Consider the following 15,614-nt stretch of genomic DNA (forward strand, 5'->3'; position numbering starts at 1 on the left):
CGAATATGTTTAGACCCAGAACATTTTATTGTGAACCATCCCGGGCACCCGCGGCGAAGACGCCGCCCCGCCCGTGGGTGGTGGCATAACTCCTGCAATTTCCTCCTCAGGCGCCGCCCGCCCCCGCAGAACCGGGGCGGGCATCCGGCCCGGGCGAAAATTGCAGGAGTTGTGCTCACCCACCGCTGCTTTTTCTAGTTTGGAGTTCGTCATGCTGGTTGCCGGAGTCGACTCGTCGACACAGAGTTGCAAGGTGGTCGTTCGGGATGCCGAGACGGGGGCGCTCGTGCGCACCGGTAAGGCCAGCCACCCGGCCGGCACCGAGGTCGACCCGGCCGCCTGGTGGGATGCGTTGCTCCTCGCGATCCGCGAGGCGGGCGGCCTGGACGACGTGGCCGCCGTCTCGGTGGCCGCGCAGCAGCACGGCATGGTCGTGCTCGATGAGGACGGCCGGGTCATCCGCCCCGCCCTGCTCTGGAACGACACCCGCAGCGCCCAAGCAGCGATCGACCTGATCGAGGAGGTCGGCGCCGCCGAGTACGCCCGCCGCACCGGCGTGGTACCGGTGGCCTCGTTCACGGTCACCAAGCTGCGCTGGCTGCGCGACGCCGAGCCGGCCAACGCCGCCCGGGTCGCAGCCGTGGCCCTGCCCCACGATTGGCTCAGCTGGCGCCTGCGCGGCTACGGCCCCGCAGGCGAGAGCGAGTTGGGCCCGCAGCTCGACCAACTCAGCACCGACCGGTCGGATGCCAGTGGCACCGGCTACTACTCGGCCGCACTGGGCGAGTACGACCGCGAGCTGCTCGCCCGCGGGCTCGGCCACGTCGCCGTGCTCCCCCGGGTGCTCGGCCCTGGCGACACCGCCGGCACCACGGTGGCGCTGCCCGGGGTTCCCGCCGGGCTCGTCGTGGGCGTCGGCGCCGGCGACAACGCCGGTGCGGCCCTCGGCCTCGGTGCCGCGGCCGGCGACGTCATCGTCTCCATCGGCACCAGCGGCACGGTCTTCGCCGTGACCGAGCAGCCCAGCGAGGATGCCTCGGGCACCGTGGCCGGGTTCGCCGACGCCAGCGGGCTGCACCTGCCGCTGATCGCCACCCTCAACGCCGCGCGCATCCTGGACTCGATCGCTGGACTGCTCGGTGTGGACCACACCGAGCTCGGCAAGCTGGCACTCGAGGCACAGCCGGGCGCCGACGGCCTCGTGCTGCAGCCGTACTTCGAAGGCGAACGCACCCCCAACCTGCCGGATGCCACCGCCTCGCTGTTCGGGATGACCCTGGGTTCGACCACCCGGCCCAACCTCGCCCGCGCCGCGATCGAGGGGCTGCTCTGCGGCCTGGCCGACGGACTGGACGCGGTCCGCGCCCAGGGCGTCACCGTGGAGCGGATCCTGCTGATCGGCGGCGCCGCACAGAACGTGGCCGTGCAGCTCATCGCCGCGCAGGTGTTCGAGGTGCCCGTGGCCGTGCCCACGCCGGGCGAATACGTGGCCGACGGCGGAGCGACGCAGGCCGCCTGGTCGCTCACGGGCACCCGCCCGGCCTGGTCGGTGGCCATCGCCTCGCAGCCCACGCCGGACTTCCACCCGGTGATCCGCTCCCAGTACGCCGCGCACCGCGCCTGACCCGCACACCGAAGCGGCCATCCGCTCACCCCGAGGTTGTCGAGGCGAGCGGGTGGCCGCTGTCGCGTGCTCTCGGCACGAGAAAGTGCTCGCAGCGTGGGACACGTCGTGCCATGTCGCACGCCGCGAGCACCAACGCACGCTGGGAGCACCACCCGGTGCCGTCAGCGGGCCGCGGACCCCCTAGGCCAGCGCGACGGCCGACCAGGAGACCGGCGGCAGTGTGACCGTGAGGATGCCGTCGGCCAGCTCCGCCCCGGCCAGTGGCGACAGGCCCACCCGGTTCTGGTCGGCGAGGGTGTTCTTCGCGTAAGGATCGTCGTCGTGCAGGGTCACGGCCTCGACGATGCGGCCGGCGCCGACGTCGGACAGGTCGACCACCACGTCGATCGACTCGGTCTGACTGCGGTTCACCAGAAACACGGCCGACGTGCCGGTCTCGGAATCCGCCGTCACCACGGCGTCGACCAGCGCGACCGAGCCGTGCAGGGCCGTGTCGTACCGGCCGGTGTCGATCCGCGGCCGCAGCACCTCGCCGCGGGCGAGCCGCGACGTGACCGAGAACGGGAAGAACGTGGTCTGGCGCCAGGAGTCGCCGCCGGGTTCGGTCATGATCGGTGCGATCACGTTCACCAGCTGCGCGAGCGACGCCGAGGTGACCCGGTCGTGGTTCTGCAGCAGGGTGATGAGCAGGTTGCCCAGCACCACGGCATCCGCCACCGAGTAGACGTCTTCGAGCTGGCGCGGGGCGACGCGCCACTCGTCGTTGACTTCCTCGGAGGCCTGGTGCTCGTCGAGGTACCAGATGTTCCACTCGTCGAAGGAGAGCTGGATGGTCTTCTGGCTGCGCAGCTTGTGCTTGACGTGGTCTGCGGTGGCCACGACGGTGTCGATGAAGTAGGTCATCTCCACCGATGAGGCCAGGTAGGAGCCCAGGTCGCCGCCGCGCTCCTGGTAGTAGGCGTGGCAGGAGATGTAGTCGACGTTGTCGTAGCTCGCCTCGAGCACCACCCGTTCCCACTCGCCGAAGGTGGGCATCGCCGAGCCTGAGGAGCCGCAGACCACGAGTTCGAGGTTCTTGTCGGCGGTCTTCATGGCCGACGCGGTGCGGGCGGCGATCTTGCCGTAGTCCTCGGCCGACATGTGGCCGATCTGCCAGGGGCCGTCCATCTCGTTGCCCAGGCACCACATCCGGATGTCGTACGGCTCCGCGCGGCCGTTGGCCACCCGCTGGTCGGCCAGGGCCGTGCCGGGCTCGCCGTTGGCGTACTCGAGCAGGTCCAGGGCATTCTCGATGCCTCGGGTGCCGAGATTCACGGCCATCATGAGCTCGGAACCGGTGAGCTCGCACCAACGGCCGAACTCCTCCAGGCCCACCTGGTTGGTCTCCAGCGAGTGCCAGGCCAGGTCGCGGCGCACCGGCCGTGTCTCGCGCGGGCCCACGCCGTCTTCCCACTTGTACCCCGAGACGAAGTTACCGCCGGGGTAGCGGATGGTCGTGGAGCCCAGCTCCTTGACCAGCTCGACCACGTCGAGGCGAAAACCGTCGGCGTTGGCGGTGGGGTGGCCGGGTTCAAAGATGCCGTCGTAGACACAACGGCCCAGGTGCTCCACGAAGGAGCCGAAGATACGCCGGTTCAGCGGGGCGACCACGTTCGTGCGGTCAATGTCGATGCGTGCGGTGCTCATTGAGAGTCTTTCTTTTCTTTATGTAACAAGTGGAGAGGAGATGCGCTCCGCCGGGGCGCGCCGTGGTGGCCCTGGCGGCAACTCGGTTACTTCAGGGCTCCGAGCGAGAGGCCGCCCTGCCAGTACTTCTGCAGGGACAGGAAGGCGATGATCAGCGGCAGCACCGATACGAAGGCGCCCGTGACAATGAGGTTCCAGACCTGCTCGCCTCCGGCGCCGGCGTTGGAGAGTGCCTGCCAGTTGTTCAGTCCCACCGTGACGGGGAGCAGGTTCGGGTCGCTGAGGACGGCCAGCGGCAGGAAGAAGTTGTTCCAGGTGCCCACGACCGACAGAAGCAGTACCGTCACGATCGCGGGGCGCAGCAGCGGCAGCGACACCTGGAAGAAGGTGCGCAACTCGCCCGCGCCGTCGACGCGGGCCGCGTCGAGGAGCTCGTCGGGAACGGCGTCCTGCGTGTAGACCCGCATCAGGTAGACGCCGAACGGGCTGAGCAGTGATGGCAGGATGACCGCCCAGATGGTGTTGACCAGTCCCATGTTGCTCAGGAGCACGAAGGTGGGAATCACCAGGGCCGTCATCGGCACCATCACGGCGCCCAGGAGCACCGAGAAGAAGGCGTTGCGGCCGCGGAACCGGTACTTGGCAAAGCCGTAGCCGGCCAGCACGGCCAGGATGGTGGCCCCGACTCCGCCGGAGAGGGCGTAGAAGAACGAGTTGCCCAGCCACCGCCAGTAGATACCGCCCTGATGTTCGAAGAGCCCGGCGATGTTGTTGAACAGGTTGAACTCGCCGTCGAACCAGAGCGGTCCGCCGCTGCCGCTGAACAGGCCGGCGGTGTCCTTGGTCGCTGCGACGGTGAGCCACCACAGAGGGGTGATGAAGTAGATGACCAGGATGATCAGCAGCACATGGGAGCCGATCTTGCGGCCGCCATCCCGGCCGGTATTGCCGCGGCGGGTGGGGCGGCTGGGGCTGGAGCCGTCGGGAGCGTCGACCGGGGCCGTGGCGCCGGGAGTGAGAATGGCCATTACTTGAGTCCGCTCTGCTTGCGGGTGAGGAAGAGGAACAGGTACGAACCGGCGAAGACCACGATGCCGAGCGCAAATGAGATGGCCGAGGCGTAGTTGAACTGGCTGTAGGAGAACGCCAGCGAGTAGGCGTACATATTGGGCGTGTACGAGACGGGGATGGCGCCCTGCGCCACCGCTCGCAGCACCTGCGGCTCGGTGAAGAACTGCAGGGTGCCGATGAGGGCGAAGATCAGCACCATCACCATGGAGGACGAGATCATGGGGACCTTGACCCGCAGCGCGATCTGGCGGCCGTTGGCGCCGTCGAGGCGGGCAGCCTCGTAGATGGCGGGGTCGATGCCGCGGAGGGCGGCGTAGATGATGATCATGTAGTAGCCCGCCCATTGCCAGGTGACGATATTGACCAGGCTGGCGAAGATGGTTCCCTGCGACAGGAAGTCGGGGGCGGTGAGGCCGATCAGGCCGAAGATGTCGGTGGCCGGGCCGAATCGGGGGCTGTAGAGGAAGCCCCACATCAGCGCACCGATGACGACCGGGATCGCGTAGGGCACGAAGATCATCAACCGGGAGAACTTGGACAGCGCGGTGGAGAGGTTGTCGAGAACGAGCGCCGCGACCAGGGCCACGATCATCTGCGCGGGGATCATGATCAGCGCGAACGAGGCGACCCGGCCGAGTCCCTCGAGGAAGATCGGGTCGGTGAACGCCTTGGCGTAGTTGGCGAACCAGGTGAACGAGGTACCGGTGGCCAGGGTGCTGGTCTGCAGGCTCATCCAGAAGGCGTAGGCAAGGGGCGCCACCAGGAAGGTGACGAAGACGACGGCGAACGGGGCCACGAAAAGCCAGCCCCAGCGCTGGCGCTTGCGGTCCATCCGGTCGATCTGCCTGCGCGGCCGACGGGTGGGCCGCGGCGTGGCCGGCACCGGTGGCGGTGCCAGTTCAGTGAGTGCCATATCTGTGTCCTTCGTACGGTTGTGCTCTTCGGTCGCGCCGGGCGCGATCATCGAAAGGGCACCGCCGGCCGGCCGGAGACCGGCCGACGGTGTCAACGGATGCCGCGCGCGGCGATCCGGTGCTGCTACTTGGCGACGGTGAAGCCCTGTTCGGTGGCGTAGGTGACGAGACGCTCCTGCAGGTCGTCCAGTGCCTGGCTTCCGTCCTGTTCGCCCTGCACCATGGAGTACAGCTCCTCGGTCAGCTGGTCGTAGGCGTAGTTCTGGAACGGGCTGAAGGTGGCACCGGTGTAGCCGGCGGCCGCGTTCAGGAACACGTCCTTGTTGATCTGCTGGCCACCGAAGAACGGGTACTCGAGGTTGGCGAAGTAGTCCGAGTCGAGCATGGGCTTGTAGGACGGGAACAGGGCGCCCTTTTCCACCCCGATCTTCCAGGACTCGTCGGTGCCGAACAGGCCCATGGCCACCTCGGCGGAGAGGTCCTTGTCACCGGCCTGGCTGGTCACGGCGAAGGTCGAGCCGCCCCAGTTGACCTGGACGGGGTTGGCGGCGTCCCACTGCGGCAGTGGGGCGACGGCCCAGACGGCGTTCTCGTCGGCATCCGAGAGGCCCTGCAGGTAGCCGGGGCCCCAGGCGGCAGCCAGGTAGACGGCGTAGGTGCCGTCGACGAGGCTGGTGTTGTAGTCGGCGGTGAAGGCGTCGTCGGTCGTGACGAGGCCGTCCTGCACGAGGCCGTTCCAGTAGTCCAGCACGTCCTTTGCACCCTGGTCGTTCACATCGATGCCGATGTCGGTGGGCTTGGTGGAGTCGTAGACGAACGGCACCGACCCGGCCTGCGCGAACAGAGCCTGGTTGAATGCGCGGCCGTTGGTGGGGAAGTTCACCAGCACGCCGTCGGAGCCGGACGCTTTGAGCGTGGCGGCGGCGGTGGCGAACTCGGCCCACGTGGTGGGAACGGCGATGCCGGCGGCCTCGAAGAGGTCCTGGCGGTAGAGCATGCCCATCGGCCCGCCGTCGACGGGAATGGCGTACACGGCGTCGCCGCTGGACGCGTCCTTCCACGAGCCCTCGGTGTACTTGTCCTTGACGTCGTTGGCACCGAACTCGGTGAGGTCGACGAGGGCGTTGCGGATACTGAAGCTGGAGAGCACCTCGGATTCGAGCTGGATGACGTCCGGAGCGCCCGACTTCGACTCGATCGAGGTGGAGAATTTGGTGTACTCGTCGTTGCCCTGGCCGGCGTTGGTCCAGCAGACCTGAACGTCGTCATGGCTGTTGTTGAACACGTCGACGACCTCTTCGAACGCCGGGTACCAGGCCCACACGCTGACCTGCGGGGCGTCGGCGTTGACGATCTTGTTGGTGCAGGTGGCCTTGCTGCTGCCGCTCGATTCCGAGCCGGCCGAGCATCCGGTGAGCGCGGCCGCGGCGACGGCGATGACGCCGACCGATGCCAGGAATTTGGTCTTCATTGAGTTGCTTCCTCTCGCTGGTGTGGGAACACCGTTGTCGTCAGTGCACGACCCGTCGCCGGCGGCGACCAAGTCGGAGCGGGTGCTGTGGGTGGTGCGGTGCGAGAAGGTTCGCGACGAGGGCGATGCGCAGTGAGTGAACAGGGCCTTCACGAATCCTCCTTGATTCGAATCGTCATCGAGTCGGCTGCAGGCGGTCGATTCGCTCGGGGCGAAGGGACGCGACGGTGACCGATTCCAACAATTACAACGTTATAGGTAAACGTTGTAAATGCATCATGCCGAGCAGCGTCCTCCGCTGTCAAGCGATCCGCACGAAGTGCGGCATAACAATTTCCCGCCGCCGCGGGCGCGCCTCAGCCCGACTGGCGGACGGCACGGCGCAGGCTGTGGGCGACCGACCACTACCCGGCGAAGGCCGGCGACGACGCCGGATCGGTCGATTCGCGCTGGACCAGCCGGAACTCCGTCTCGATTTCGCGCGGCCCCTGCTCGGCGTCTCCACCGGAGATGCGCTCGAGCAGGATCCGGACGGCCGTGTCGGCGATCTCGTCCCGACCGGGATTGATCGTGGACAGCGCGGGCAGGCAGTAACTGGATTCGTCGAGGTCGTCGAAGCCGACCACCGCGACATCCAGCGGGATGCGCCGCCCCGATTCCTGGAGTACCCGCATCGCCCCCAACGCCAGGGTGTCATTGAGCGCGAACACGGCGTCGAACTGCACACCGGTGTCGAGCAGGGCTCGCATGGCGGTGGCACCATTGGATCGGTGCCACAACGTGGTGTGGCCGATCAACGCCGGGTCCACCGTGATCCCGGCCGCGTCGAGGGCTTCGCGGTAGCCGCGGAGGCGGAGGCCCGCCGACCCGATCACCTCGTCTTCGTGCGCCCCGATCACGGCGATGCGCCGTCGTCCGGAGGCGAGCAGGTGTTCGGTCGCCGCCCTGGCCGCCTCGATGTTGCGCATCGTGACGTGGTCGGTGGGCCCGTTGAAGATCCGTTCACCCAGCAGCACGAGGGGATAGTCCACGTTGAGGTAACCCGCGTCATCATTGCCCATGCCCAGCGGGCTGAAGATCAGGCCGTCGGTGAACTGCCGGTGTGGGCTGGTCAACAGTTGGATCTCCCGCTGTCGGTCACCGCCGGTCTGCTCGATGAGCACGGAGGTGCCGCGCCGCTCGGCGGCCTGGATGATGGCATCCGCCAGTTCGGCGAAGTAGCTCAGGCTGAGTTCGGGTAGGGCCAGGCCGATAACGCCGGTGCGGCCGGACCGCAGGCTGCGCGCCGAGATGTTGGGTTTGTAGCCGAGCTCGTCGATGGCCGCGAGCACGCGCTGCCGGGTCGACGGGCGAATATGTTCGAAGTCGTGGACGACGTTGGAGACGGTCTTGATCGACACCCCGGCCAGCGCCGCCACATCGCGGAGTGTTGCGGCCATTTCTCTCCCCTGGTCGGTCGTGCGATCGTGCGGTCGTTCGGCGTCAGGAACGTAGGCCGCACCGCAGCGCGCGTTCGTCGTTCCTACCTGTGAACTTACCGCGTCGATTACAACGTTGCAGCCCACACACTGGCGGCGCACCGGGATGGTGCCGAAAGATGCGGCGGAGAAGCTCAGAACACGCCCGCCAACCTCGCTCCGGCGGCCTCGAGCCATGCCAGCGGATCGGCCAGGGCAGCCGCCCTTCCGCCGGCGAGGTCGGTGAGCGCCAGGGCTTGGGCGAACGGCACGGGGGCGGCGGCCAGGGCCCCGGCGTCGATCGCGCCGGCCACGAGCAGCGCCGGGGCACCGGCGGCCGCCGCGAGCCCGGCCAGGTACGAGGGCACCTTGCCGGCGGCGGACTGACTGTCGTACCGTCCCTCGCCGGTGATCACGACGGATGCGCCGCCCACCGCCGCTGGAACACCGAGCGCCTGGCCCACCGCGGCCGCGCCCGCCTCGAGGTTGGCGCCCCAGGCCAGCAGGCCGAACGCGGTTCCGCCGGCTGCGCCCGCTCCCGGAGTCCGCGGGTCGGCGGGCAGCAACGCGGCCAACCGGGCCAGGCCGGCGTCGAGCAGGCCGCTCTCTGCCGCATCCGCCCCTTTCTGCGGACCGAACACCGCCGCCGCGCCCGCCGGCCCGAGTAGCGGATTGGTGACGTCGCTGAGGATCACCGCGCCGCCCGGCGGCAGGGCGGGCAGGCCGCCCAGGTCGACGGCGGCCAGGTCGACCAGGCCGCGGCCGCCGGGCCGGATCGGCCGCCCCGCGGCGTCGAGGAAGACCGCACCCAGCGCCGCGAGCGCCCCGGTTCCCCCGTCGGTGGACGAGCTGCCGCCGAGCGCCAGATTAAGGCGAGAGACGCCGTGCGCCAGGGCGTCCGCGAGAGCCGTGCCGAAGCCCGCTGAGTGAGCGTCGAGGGGGCGCAGCGGATCGAGCAGGGTGATTCCGCTGGTGCAGGCCAGCTCGACCACACCGGTGCCGTCCCGCAGCAGCAACCAGGAGGCTTCAACCGGCCGATCGTCGGGGCCGGGAACGGTCACGGGCATCCGTCGGGCGCCGGGCATGGCCAGTTCGAAGGCCGCGAGGGTGCCCTCCCCGCCGTCGGCCATGGGCAGCAGCACCAGTTCGTCGTCCGGGCGCACCGAGGACCAGCCCGCGGCGAGCGCCAGCGCCACGTCAGCGGCGCCGACGGTGCCCTTGAAGGAGTCCGGCGCTATCACCACCCGCGTGCGTGTCATCGTCGAAGCCTCTCCCCGGCCAGCCTGACCGCCGCCCGGCCCGGCTGTCAAGCACGGCCGTCCCGGCCGGTCCGGAGCACCCCGGAACGCCCAGGGACGCGTGACTAGGCTGGAAGAGTGAATGCCTACACGTCCGTGCCCATCGACCCCGATTCCGCCGCCGCCCTGCAGGAGCAGGGTCTCCGCCTGGCCGTGCTCGACGCCGCCGACGAGGCTGGCCTCAAGCGCTGGCTGCTGGCGGATGCCCGCGGCTTCCACGAGATCACCCCCTCGGAGGGCACCCTCGAGGTGCAGGTGGAGGACATCGCCACCGACCGGGTCACCGGCGTCTGGGATTCCTCCCAGGCCGACCCCGACACCCCGGTGTCCACGGTGCGGTCCTGGCAGATGGACCTCACGGTGCCCGGCGGCGGCGCCCTGGGCGCGTACGCGATCAGTTCGGTGACGGTCTCGCCCACCCACCGCCGCCAGGGCATCGCCCGGGCCATGCTCACGGCGGAACTGCGCACCGCCGTGCGCCTCGGGCTGCCGATGGCGATGCTCACGGTGTCGGAGGCCACCATCTACGGCCGCTACGGATTCGGTCCGTCTGCGCGGCAGTCGTCCTACAGCGTCGACACCGCCAGGGCCCGCTGGACCGGCCCCACGCCGGCCGGCCGGGTGCAGTTCGTCAGCCCGGAGTCGCTCCTGTCCGACGGCCCCGCGGTGTTCGAACGCACCCGGGACCGCTCTCCTGGGGAGGTCGACCGCCGCGAGATCTGGTGGAAGCGCGTCCTGGGCCTGCTGCCCACCGAGCCCGAGGCGCGCAAGCGTGGCATCCGCGCGGTGCGCTACGACGACGCCGACGGCGCCATGGCCGGCTTCGCGCTCTACGAGATCGCCCTCCAGAACGTGAGCCACCCCGGCAAGCTCACCCTCGTCGACCTCGTCGCCGCGACCGACGACGCCTACGCGGCGCTCTGGCGCTTCCTGATCGAGATGGACATGGTCGACGAGATCGCCGCGCCGCTGCGCAGCGTCTCCGAGCCCGTGGCCTGGCAGGTGGCCGACCACCGCGCCGTGCGGAAGACCGGCGAGCGCGACCACCTCTGGCTGCGGATCCTCGACGTGCCGGCCGCCCTGGCCGCACGCCGGTACGCGACCCCCGGCCACTACCTGCTCGACGTCACCGACGACCTCGGCTTCGCAACGGGCCGTTTTCTGCTCGCGGTGGCGGCCGACGGGTCAGGGCAGGCGCATCCGCTCACCTACGCCGCGGCGCCGGAGGGAGCCGTGCAGGTGTCGCTCTCCGCGGCCGACCTCGCCTCGCTGTACTTGGGCGGCACCAGCGCAGTCGATCTCGCCCGCGCCGGGCGCATCACCGAGCACACCCCGGATGCCGCCGTCCGGCTCGACACGGCTCTGCACTCCGCTTACGCGCCGCACCTGAGCACCTGGTTCTAGGCCGGCCGTTCGGGGGCGGCCCGGGCGGTGCCCAGGCGGTCCGGCGAGCGCCGGAGTGCCCCTAGGCTCGTCCTGGGCGTCCGGTACGGCAGCCCTGCCGTCCGAGCCCTTCCCAGCAGCCTCACAGCACCCGGCAATCGACTTCATAGGCGCGGCCGCTAGCGTCGGGCTCGAATTACTCCCGACGAAACGGCACACAGTCCATGAATGCTAGAACCCCCGGTCAGCCGCTCCCTCCGAAAAAGGATCGACGCGAGGTGGCGCGCGAGAGCGCCCGCCTGATGCGCGAGGAGCAGAAGAAGCGTGAGGCCCGCCGGCGCTGGTACTGGCGCGGCGGTATCGGGGTGGGGCTGATCGCTGTGGCCGCCATCGTGGCGATGGTCGTGGTGGGCAGCGTCAAGCCGCCGTCGCCCGGCCCGCTGAACATGGCCAGCGACGGCGTATTGGTGCAGGGCGACGGCACCAGCATCACGGCCGTGCCGACCGCGGCCACGGCGGCGGGTGCCGACCCCACACCCACCGACGTGAGCGCGCTCACCAGCACGGTGAACATCACGGTCTACCTGGACTACCTGTGCCCCTACTGCGGCCAGTTCGAGACCACCAACGGCGCCCAGCTGAGCAGCTGGCTCACGGCGGGCAACATCACGCTCGAGACGCACCCGATCTCGATTCTCGACCAGTCCTCGAACGGCACCAAGTACTCCACCCGCTCGGCCAATGCCGCGGCCTGCGTGGCGAACTACCAGCCGGACAGCTTCCTCGACGTGAACGCCGCGTTGTTCGCGAACCAGCCCACCGAGGGCACCGACGGACTCACCGACGCCGAACTGGTGAGCCTGGTCGAGACGGCCGGCGTCACCGACGCCTCCGTGGCCAGCTGCATCACCGACCAGGAGTTCGGCTCCTGGGTCGGCGACGCCACCGACCGCGCCCTGGCCGGCCCGCTGCCCAACACCGACGTGAAGAACGTGGCCGGCACCCCGACCGTGCTCGTTCAGGGTGTGCAGTACACCGGTGCGCTCGACGACGCCGCGGCCTTCGAGTCCTTCGTCATGGAGCAGGCCACCGCGACTGGCGACGGCGGAACCGACACCGGCGAGTAGCCCGTCGGTAGCGCATCCGGCTCGGCTACTGTTGCCGGTGCGGGCATGTGCGCCCGGTACGCCGGGCGCACATGTCCGCACCGGCAACAGTTACGTGGACACCTGGGCCCCCGAAGGAGAACCGATGCGGCACGATGAGCGGGCCGGGGACCTGGGCGCCGGGCGTCCGCGCGTGTACGGCGCCGTGGTCGACGACGCCACCCGGTGCGTGCACTACAACGGGCCCACCGACATCGTCGCGATCGAGTTCCGCTGCTGCGGGCGCTTCTACCCGTGCTTCCAGTGCCATGCCGACGCCGAGACGCATCCGCTCGAGCGGTGGGCGCCCGAGGAGTGGACCGAGCGGGCGATCCTCTGCGGAGCCTGCGGCCACACACTGGCGATCGACCGGTACCGGTCGGTCTCTGGCTGCCCGGACTGCGGGGCGGACTTCAACGACGGATGCCGCCTGCACGCCCACCTGTACTTCGAGGTTCCGCCACCCACCGTCTGATGACAAGGGCCGCGGCCGGGTTGCGCCGGTCGGCTACATCGGTCCCGCGTGCTGAACCAGCCAGGAGTAGGGGTCGATCGCGGTGACGCCGTCGAGGTGCAACTCCAGGTGCATGTGCGGACCGGTGCTCTGGCCGGTGCTGCCCACGTTGCCCAGTCGCTGGCCGGCCGAGACGGACTGCCCCTCGCTCACGGCGGCGGAGCCGGCCTGCATGTGCCCGTAGGTGCTGGTGACCTTCTGGCCGTCCACGACGTGGTCGACCATGACATGCACACCGAGGCCGCCGTCGTCGTAGGCGGTGACCGAACTCACGACACCGTCGGCGATGGAGCCGATCGGGGTACCCTCGCCTGGGTTCATGTCGAGGCCGTCGTGGAAGGTCGAGCATCCGCTACAGGGCGCGGTGCGTGGGCCGTAACCGTCGGAGATACGAGTGACCCCGGGGAACGGCCAGACCACACCGACGGCGACGGGAGCGGGCGCCGCCACAGGGGCGGGAGCGGCCGCGGCCGCGGGGGCGATCACCACGGGCGGCGGCGGCACCTCGGCCGAGTACGTGTCGACCTCGACGGCGATGGGCGCATTCGCGGTCACCGTGACACTCTGCTCGGCCGCGAGTCGCGCGCCGGCAGCGGCCGAGCCCACCGAGCGCGCCGGAACACCGTCGGCGTCGACGTACGCGGCCTGAGCGGGCAGGGCGCCCATGGTCGTGAGCAAGGCGACGACGGTCATGGCCGTCACGGCGGTCACCCCGCGGCCGGCGGAGGCCGATCGGCGGACGGGTGGGGCGATGAATCCGGTGCGCCTACGCATGAGCCTCCCCGATGGGGCGGCGGGCGCGGGTGCGCGCGGGAGAAATAGGCATGGCGGAGCTTTCTGTCGGAGCGGGATCGGGACGCGGATCCACACAACCTCGTACACGGGTTCTCGCTCACCGGCGGCACTCCGCACGTGGGCACAGCGCCCGGCCGGATAGAGCAGGGTTCGAAACGGGACCGGTCGCGGCCCCGCCGAAAGGAATCCAGCACCACGTCGGCATCGTCGGCTCCGGGTACCAGAAAGTGACGTTACGTCACGTTTCTGGGTAAACCGTGTGCATCCATGCATATGCACGCATCCGGGCGCGGCGGCGGCCGCCGCCGGTCACCCCCGTGGTGCGGGGCCGCAGCAGTCGCCGGGCGGCAGGGTGGCCGGCCGCGGAATCGGGGCAGCGCTAAGCGCGGCGGGCGCGAAGGGCCATTCCACCGAGCGGCAGGATCACCAGGCCGGCCGCGCAGAGCAGAGCGATCCACTCACCCGTGGCCAGACTCACCCACACACCAAGGCCGAGGATGACCACTGACCACACCCAGCCGACGAGCGTCGTCCAGCGGGGCGGGCGGGCAGATCCGTCGGCAACCATGGCTCCACCCTAGGGGAACCTGCTCCTGGGAGGCCTCAGACCGTGACGACGGAGTGTGCCAGGGCATCCAGCGCCCCGGGGACCAGGCGGTAGTACGCCCAGGTGCCGCGCTTATCGCGCGACAGGATTCCGGCATCCACCAGCACCTTGAGGTGATGCGACACCGTGGGTTGACTCAGGCCGAGCGGCTCGGTGAGGTCGCACACACACGCCTCGGCGTCATCGTGCGCCGCCACCATGGAGATCAGTCGCAGCCGCGCCGGATCCGCAATGGCCTTGAGGGTCTTGGCCAGCTTCTCCGCGCCCTCGGCAGCGAGCGCCTCGCGCACCGGCGGCGCACAGCACTCCGCGCCGGCGTCGACGGCCGTGCTTGCGGGGCCCTGCAACAGTGTGACGTTCGCCATGCTTCCAGTCTGCCACGTGAATTGACATCGATCGATGTGATCGACACACTCAATATCGACGTTCATCTATTTTATCGGCGCATTCTGATGGGGTTCCATGACCACCGACGACCAGCCTGCCTCCGCCCCGGCGCGGCTCGGCAGCACCGACCGGCTGTTGCCGGTCTGGATCCTCCTCGCGATGGGCCTTGGGCTGCTGCTCGCCGTCTTCGCTCCCGGTGTGGGCGACCTGCTGCACGCGTTCTCCATCGGTTCGGTGAGCGTTCCTATCGCCGTCGGCCTGCTGGTGATGATGTACCCGGTGCTGGCCAAGGTGCGGTACTCGGATGCGCGCGCCGTCGCCGGCGACCGCCGTCTGCTCGTCTCCTCCCTCGTGCTCAACTGGCTGGTCGGACCGGCGCTGATGTTCGCGCTGGCCTGGGTGTTCCTGCCGGACCTGCCCGAGTACCGCACCGGCCTGATCATCGTTGGCCTGGCCCGATGCATCGCCATGGTGCTGATCTGGAACGACCTCGCCTGCGGTGACCGGGAGGCGGCCGCGTTCCTGGTGGCGGTCAACTCGGTCTTCCAGGTGCTCGCGTTCGCCGCCCTCGGCTGGTTCTACCTGCAGGTGCTGCCCGCGTGGCTCGGCCTGGCCACCACGAGCGCCGAGTTCTCGGTCGGGGCGATCACCGCCAGCGTTCTGGTGTTCCTCGGCATCCCGCTCGTGGCCGGCTACCTCTCCCGCCGCATCGGCGAAGCCACCCGCGGCCGCGCCTGGTACGAGGGCCGTTTCCTGCCCCGGGTCGGGCCGTTCGCCCTCTACGGCCTACTGTTCACGATCGTGCTGCTCTTCGCCCTGCAGGGCCGCCAGGTCGTCGACCGGCCCCTCGACGTGGTGCGCATCGCGTTGCCGCTGCTGGTCTACTTCGCCCTGATGTTCGGGGTGGGGATGCTCACCGGCCGCCTGGTCGGCCTGCCCTACGCCCGCACGGCCACCCTGGCCTTCACAGCGGCGGGCAACAACTTCGAGCTGGCCATCGCCGTGGCGATCGGCACTTTCGGCGCCACCAGCGGCCAGGCCCTGGCCGGCATCGTCGGCCCGCTCATCGAGGTGCCGGCGCTCATCGCCCTGGTCTACGTGGCGCTGTGGCTGCGACCGCGCCTGTTCGGCCCGCCCGGTGGACCCGCGGCATCCGCCCCCGCGAGCCGGATGTCGAGCGGCTCGCCGCCCCGCAGCGGTAGCGTGCACCGGCTGCCGTCCCAGCCCGTCCCGTAAACTTGCCGGACGGGAGCGGTCAG

Annotated in this window: 14 protein-coding genes; 5 read left to right on the top strand and 9 right to left on the bottom strand. The window is 69.7% G+C overall.

Features of this window, described 5'->3' with window-relative positions; genetic code table 11:
• The first annotated feature begins 211 nt into the window (after positions 1-211).
• Positions 212-1,624 carry a xylulokinase gene (gene xylB / locus DOE79_RS09255; RefSeq protein ID WP_120338255.1) on the top strand — a complete coding sequence of 471 codons (1,413 nt, stop codon included), beginning with the start codon at positions 212-214 and terminating at the stop codon, positions 1,622-1,624.
• Positions 1,625-1,807: 183 nt separating this feature from the next.
• On the opposite strand, the gene arfA is transcribed toward xylB, so the two are convergent.
• The 6 genes from arfA to DOE79_RS09285 form a co-directional block, all read right to left on the bottom strand.
• The gene (gene arfA, locus DOE79_RS09260; RefSeq protein ID WP_120338256.1) at positions 1,808-3,313 is read right to left on the bottom strand and encodes an arabinosylfuranosidase ArfA; all 1,506 of its coding nucleotides are present in this window, start codon (positions 3,311-3,313) and stop codon (positions 1,808-1,810) included.
• 86 nt (positions 3,314-3,399) lie between these two features.
• Positions 3,400-4,341 carry a carbohydrate ABC transporter permease gene (locus DOE79_RS09265; protein ID WP_120338257.1) on the bottom strand — a complete coding sequence of 314 codons (942 nt, stop codon included), beginning with the start codon at positions 4,339-4,341 and terminating at the stop codon, positions 3,400-3,402.
• Entirely contained in the window at positions 4,341-5,297 is a 957-nt protein-coding gene (locus DOE79_RS09270; protein WP_120338258.1) for a carbohydrate ABC transporter permease, read from the bottom strand. Before DOE79_RS09270 ends, DOE79_RS09265 begins: the two co-directional genes overlap by 1 nt.
• A gap of 125 nt (positions 5,298-5,422) precedes the next feature.
• Positions 5,423-6,769, bottom strand: coding sequence for an ABC transporter substrate-binding protein (locus DOE79_RS09275; protein WP_120338259.1), 1,347 nt, complete (start codon positions 6,767-6,769; stop codon positions 5,423-5,425).
• A 404-nt stretch (positions 6,770-7,173) separates the two neighbouring features.
• The gene (locus DOE79_RS09280) at positions 7,174-8,208 is read right to left on the bottom strand and encodes a LacI family DNA-binding transcriptional regulator (protein ID WP_120338260.1); all 1,035 of its coding nucleotides are present in this window, start codon (positions 8,206-8,208) and stop codon (positions 7,174-7,176) included.
• 173 nt (positions 8,209-8,381) lie between these two features.
• On the bottom strand, positions 8,382-9,485 hold the full coding sequence (locus DOE79_RS09285; protein ID WP_120338261.1) for a glycerate kinase: 1,104 nt from the start codon (positions 9,483-9,485) through the stop codon (positions 8,382-8,384).
• Between the two features lie 117 nt (positions 9,486-9,602).
• Here DOE79_RS09285 and DOE79_RS09290 point away from each other — a divergent pair, with 117 nt between their 5' ends.
• From DOE79_RS09290 to DOE79_RS09300, 3 genes are all read left to right on the top strand, one after another.
• Positions 9,603-10,928 (top strand): GNAT family N-acetyltransferase, encoded by a 1,326-nt coding sequence (locus tag DOE79_RS09290; RefSeq protein ID WP_120338262.1) that lies wholly within the window; start codon positions 9,603-9,605, stop codon positions 10,926-10,928.
• Between the two features lie 257 nt (positions 10,929-11,185).
• Positions 11,186-12,034, top strand: a complete 849-nt coding sequence (locus DOE79_RS09295; RefSeq protein ID WP_162942688.1) for a DsbA family protein — start codon at positions 11,186-11,188, stop codon at positions 12,032-12,034.
• Between the two features lie 124 nt (positions 12,035-12,158).
• A complete protein-coding gene (locus DOE79_RS09300; protein WP_120338264.1) occupies positions 12,159-12,527 on the top strand; it encodes a CHY zinc finger protein in 369 nt (122 codons plus the stop codon).
• Positions 12,528-12,560: 33 nt separating this feature from the next.
• Here the strand turns inward: DOE79_RS09300 and DOE79_RS09305 are convergent, their stop codons facing one another.
• The 3 genes from DOE79_RS09305 to DOE79_RS09315 form a co-directional block, all read right to left on the bottom strand.
• Positions 12,561-13,340 (bottom strand): M23 family metallopeptidase, encoded by a 780-nt coding sequence (locus tag DOE79_RS09305; RefSeq protein WP_120338265.1) that lies wholly within the window; start codon positions 13,338-13,340, stop codon positions 12,561-12,563.
• A gap of 400 nt (positions 13,341-13,740) precedes the next feature.
• A complete protein-coding gene (locus DOE79_RS09310) occupies positions 13,741-13,929 on the bottom strand; it encodes a hypothetical protein (protein ID WP_120338266.1) in 189 nt (62 codons plus the stop codon).
• Between the two features lie 35 nt (positions 13,930-13,964).
• On the bottom strand, positions 13,965-14,333 hold the full coding sequence (locus tag DOE79_RS09315; protein WP_120338267.1) for an ArsR/SmtB family transcription factor: 369 nt from the start codon (positions 14,331-14,333) through the stop codon (positions 13,965-13,967).
• A 97-nt stretch (positions 14,334-14,430) separates the two neighbouring features.
• Here DOE79_RS09315 and arsB point away from each other — a divergent pair, with 97 nt between their 5' ends.
• Positions 14,431-15,591 (top strand): ACR3 family arsenite efflux transporter, encoded by a 1,161-nt coding sequence (gene arsB / locus DOE79_RS09320; RefSeq protein ID WP_120338268.1) that lies wholly within the window; start codon positions 14,431-14,433, stop codon positions 15,589-15,591.
• The last annotated feature ends 23 nt before the right edge of the window (positions 15,592-15,614 follow it).

It is taken from the genome of Cryobacterium soli (genome assembly GCF_003611035.1).
GTDB classification, from domain to species: domain Bacteria; phylum Actinomycetota; class Actinomycetes; order Actinomycetales; family Microbacteriaceae; genus Cryobacterium; species Cryobacterium soli.

Excerpts from the sequence above, each read along its gene's own strand:
- DOE79_RS09280 (WP_120338260.1), bottom strand. The coding sequence starts at position 8,208 with ATGGCCGCAACACTCCGCGATGTGGCGGCGCTGGCCGGGGTGTCGATC.
- DOE79_RS09275 (WP_120338259.1), bottom strand. The coding sequence starts at position 6,769 with ATGAAGACCAAATTCCTGGCATCGGTCGGCGTCATCGCCGTCGCCGCG.
- DOE79_RS09310 (WP_120338266.1), bottom strand. The coding sequence starts at position 13,929 with ATGGTTGCCGACGGATCTGCCCGCCCGCCCCGCTGGACGACGCTCGTC.
- DOE79_RS09270 (WP_120338258.1), bottom strand. The coding sequence starts at position 5,297 with ATGGCACTCACTGAACTGGCACCGCCACCGGTGCCGGCCACGCCGCGG.
- arfA (WP_120338256.1), bottom strand. The coding sequence starts at position 3,313 with ATGAGCACCGCACGCATCGACATTGACCGCACGAACGTGGTCGCCCCG.
- DOE79_RS09315 (WP_120338267.1), bottom strand. The coding sequence starts at position 14,333 with ATGGCGAACGTCACACTGTTGCAGGGCCCCGCAAGCACGGCCGTCGAC.
- DOE79_RS09305 (WP_120338265.1), bottom strand. The coding sequence starts at position 13,340 with ATGCGTAGGCGCACCGGATTCATCGCCCCACCCGTCCGCCGATCGGCC.
- DOE79_RS09285 (WP_120338261.1), bottom strand. The coding sequence starts at position 9,485 with ATGACACGCACGCGGGTGGTGATAGCGCCGGACTCCTTCAAGGGCACC.
- xylB (WP_120338255.1), top strand. The coding sequence starts at position 212 with ATGCTGGTTGCCGGAGTCGACTCGTCGACACAGAGTTGCAAGGTGGTC.
- arsB (WP_120338268.1), top strand. The coding sequence starts at position 14,431 with ATGACCACCGACGACCAGCCTGCCTCCGCCCCGGCGCGGCTCGGCAGC.
- DOE79_RS09265 (WP_120338257.1), bottom strand. The coding sequence starts at position 4,341 with ATGGCCATTCTCACTCCCGGCGCCACGGCCCCGGTCGACGCTCCCGAC.
- DOE79_RS09300 (WP_120338264.1), top strand. The coding sequence starts at position 12,159 with ATGCGGCACGATGAGCGGGCCGGGGACCTGGGCGCCGGGCGTCCGCGC.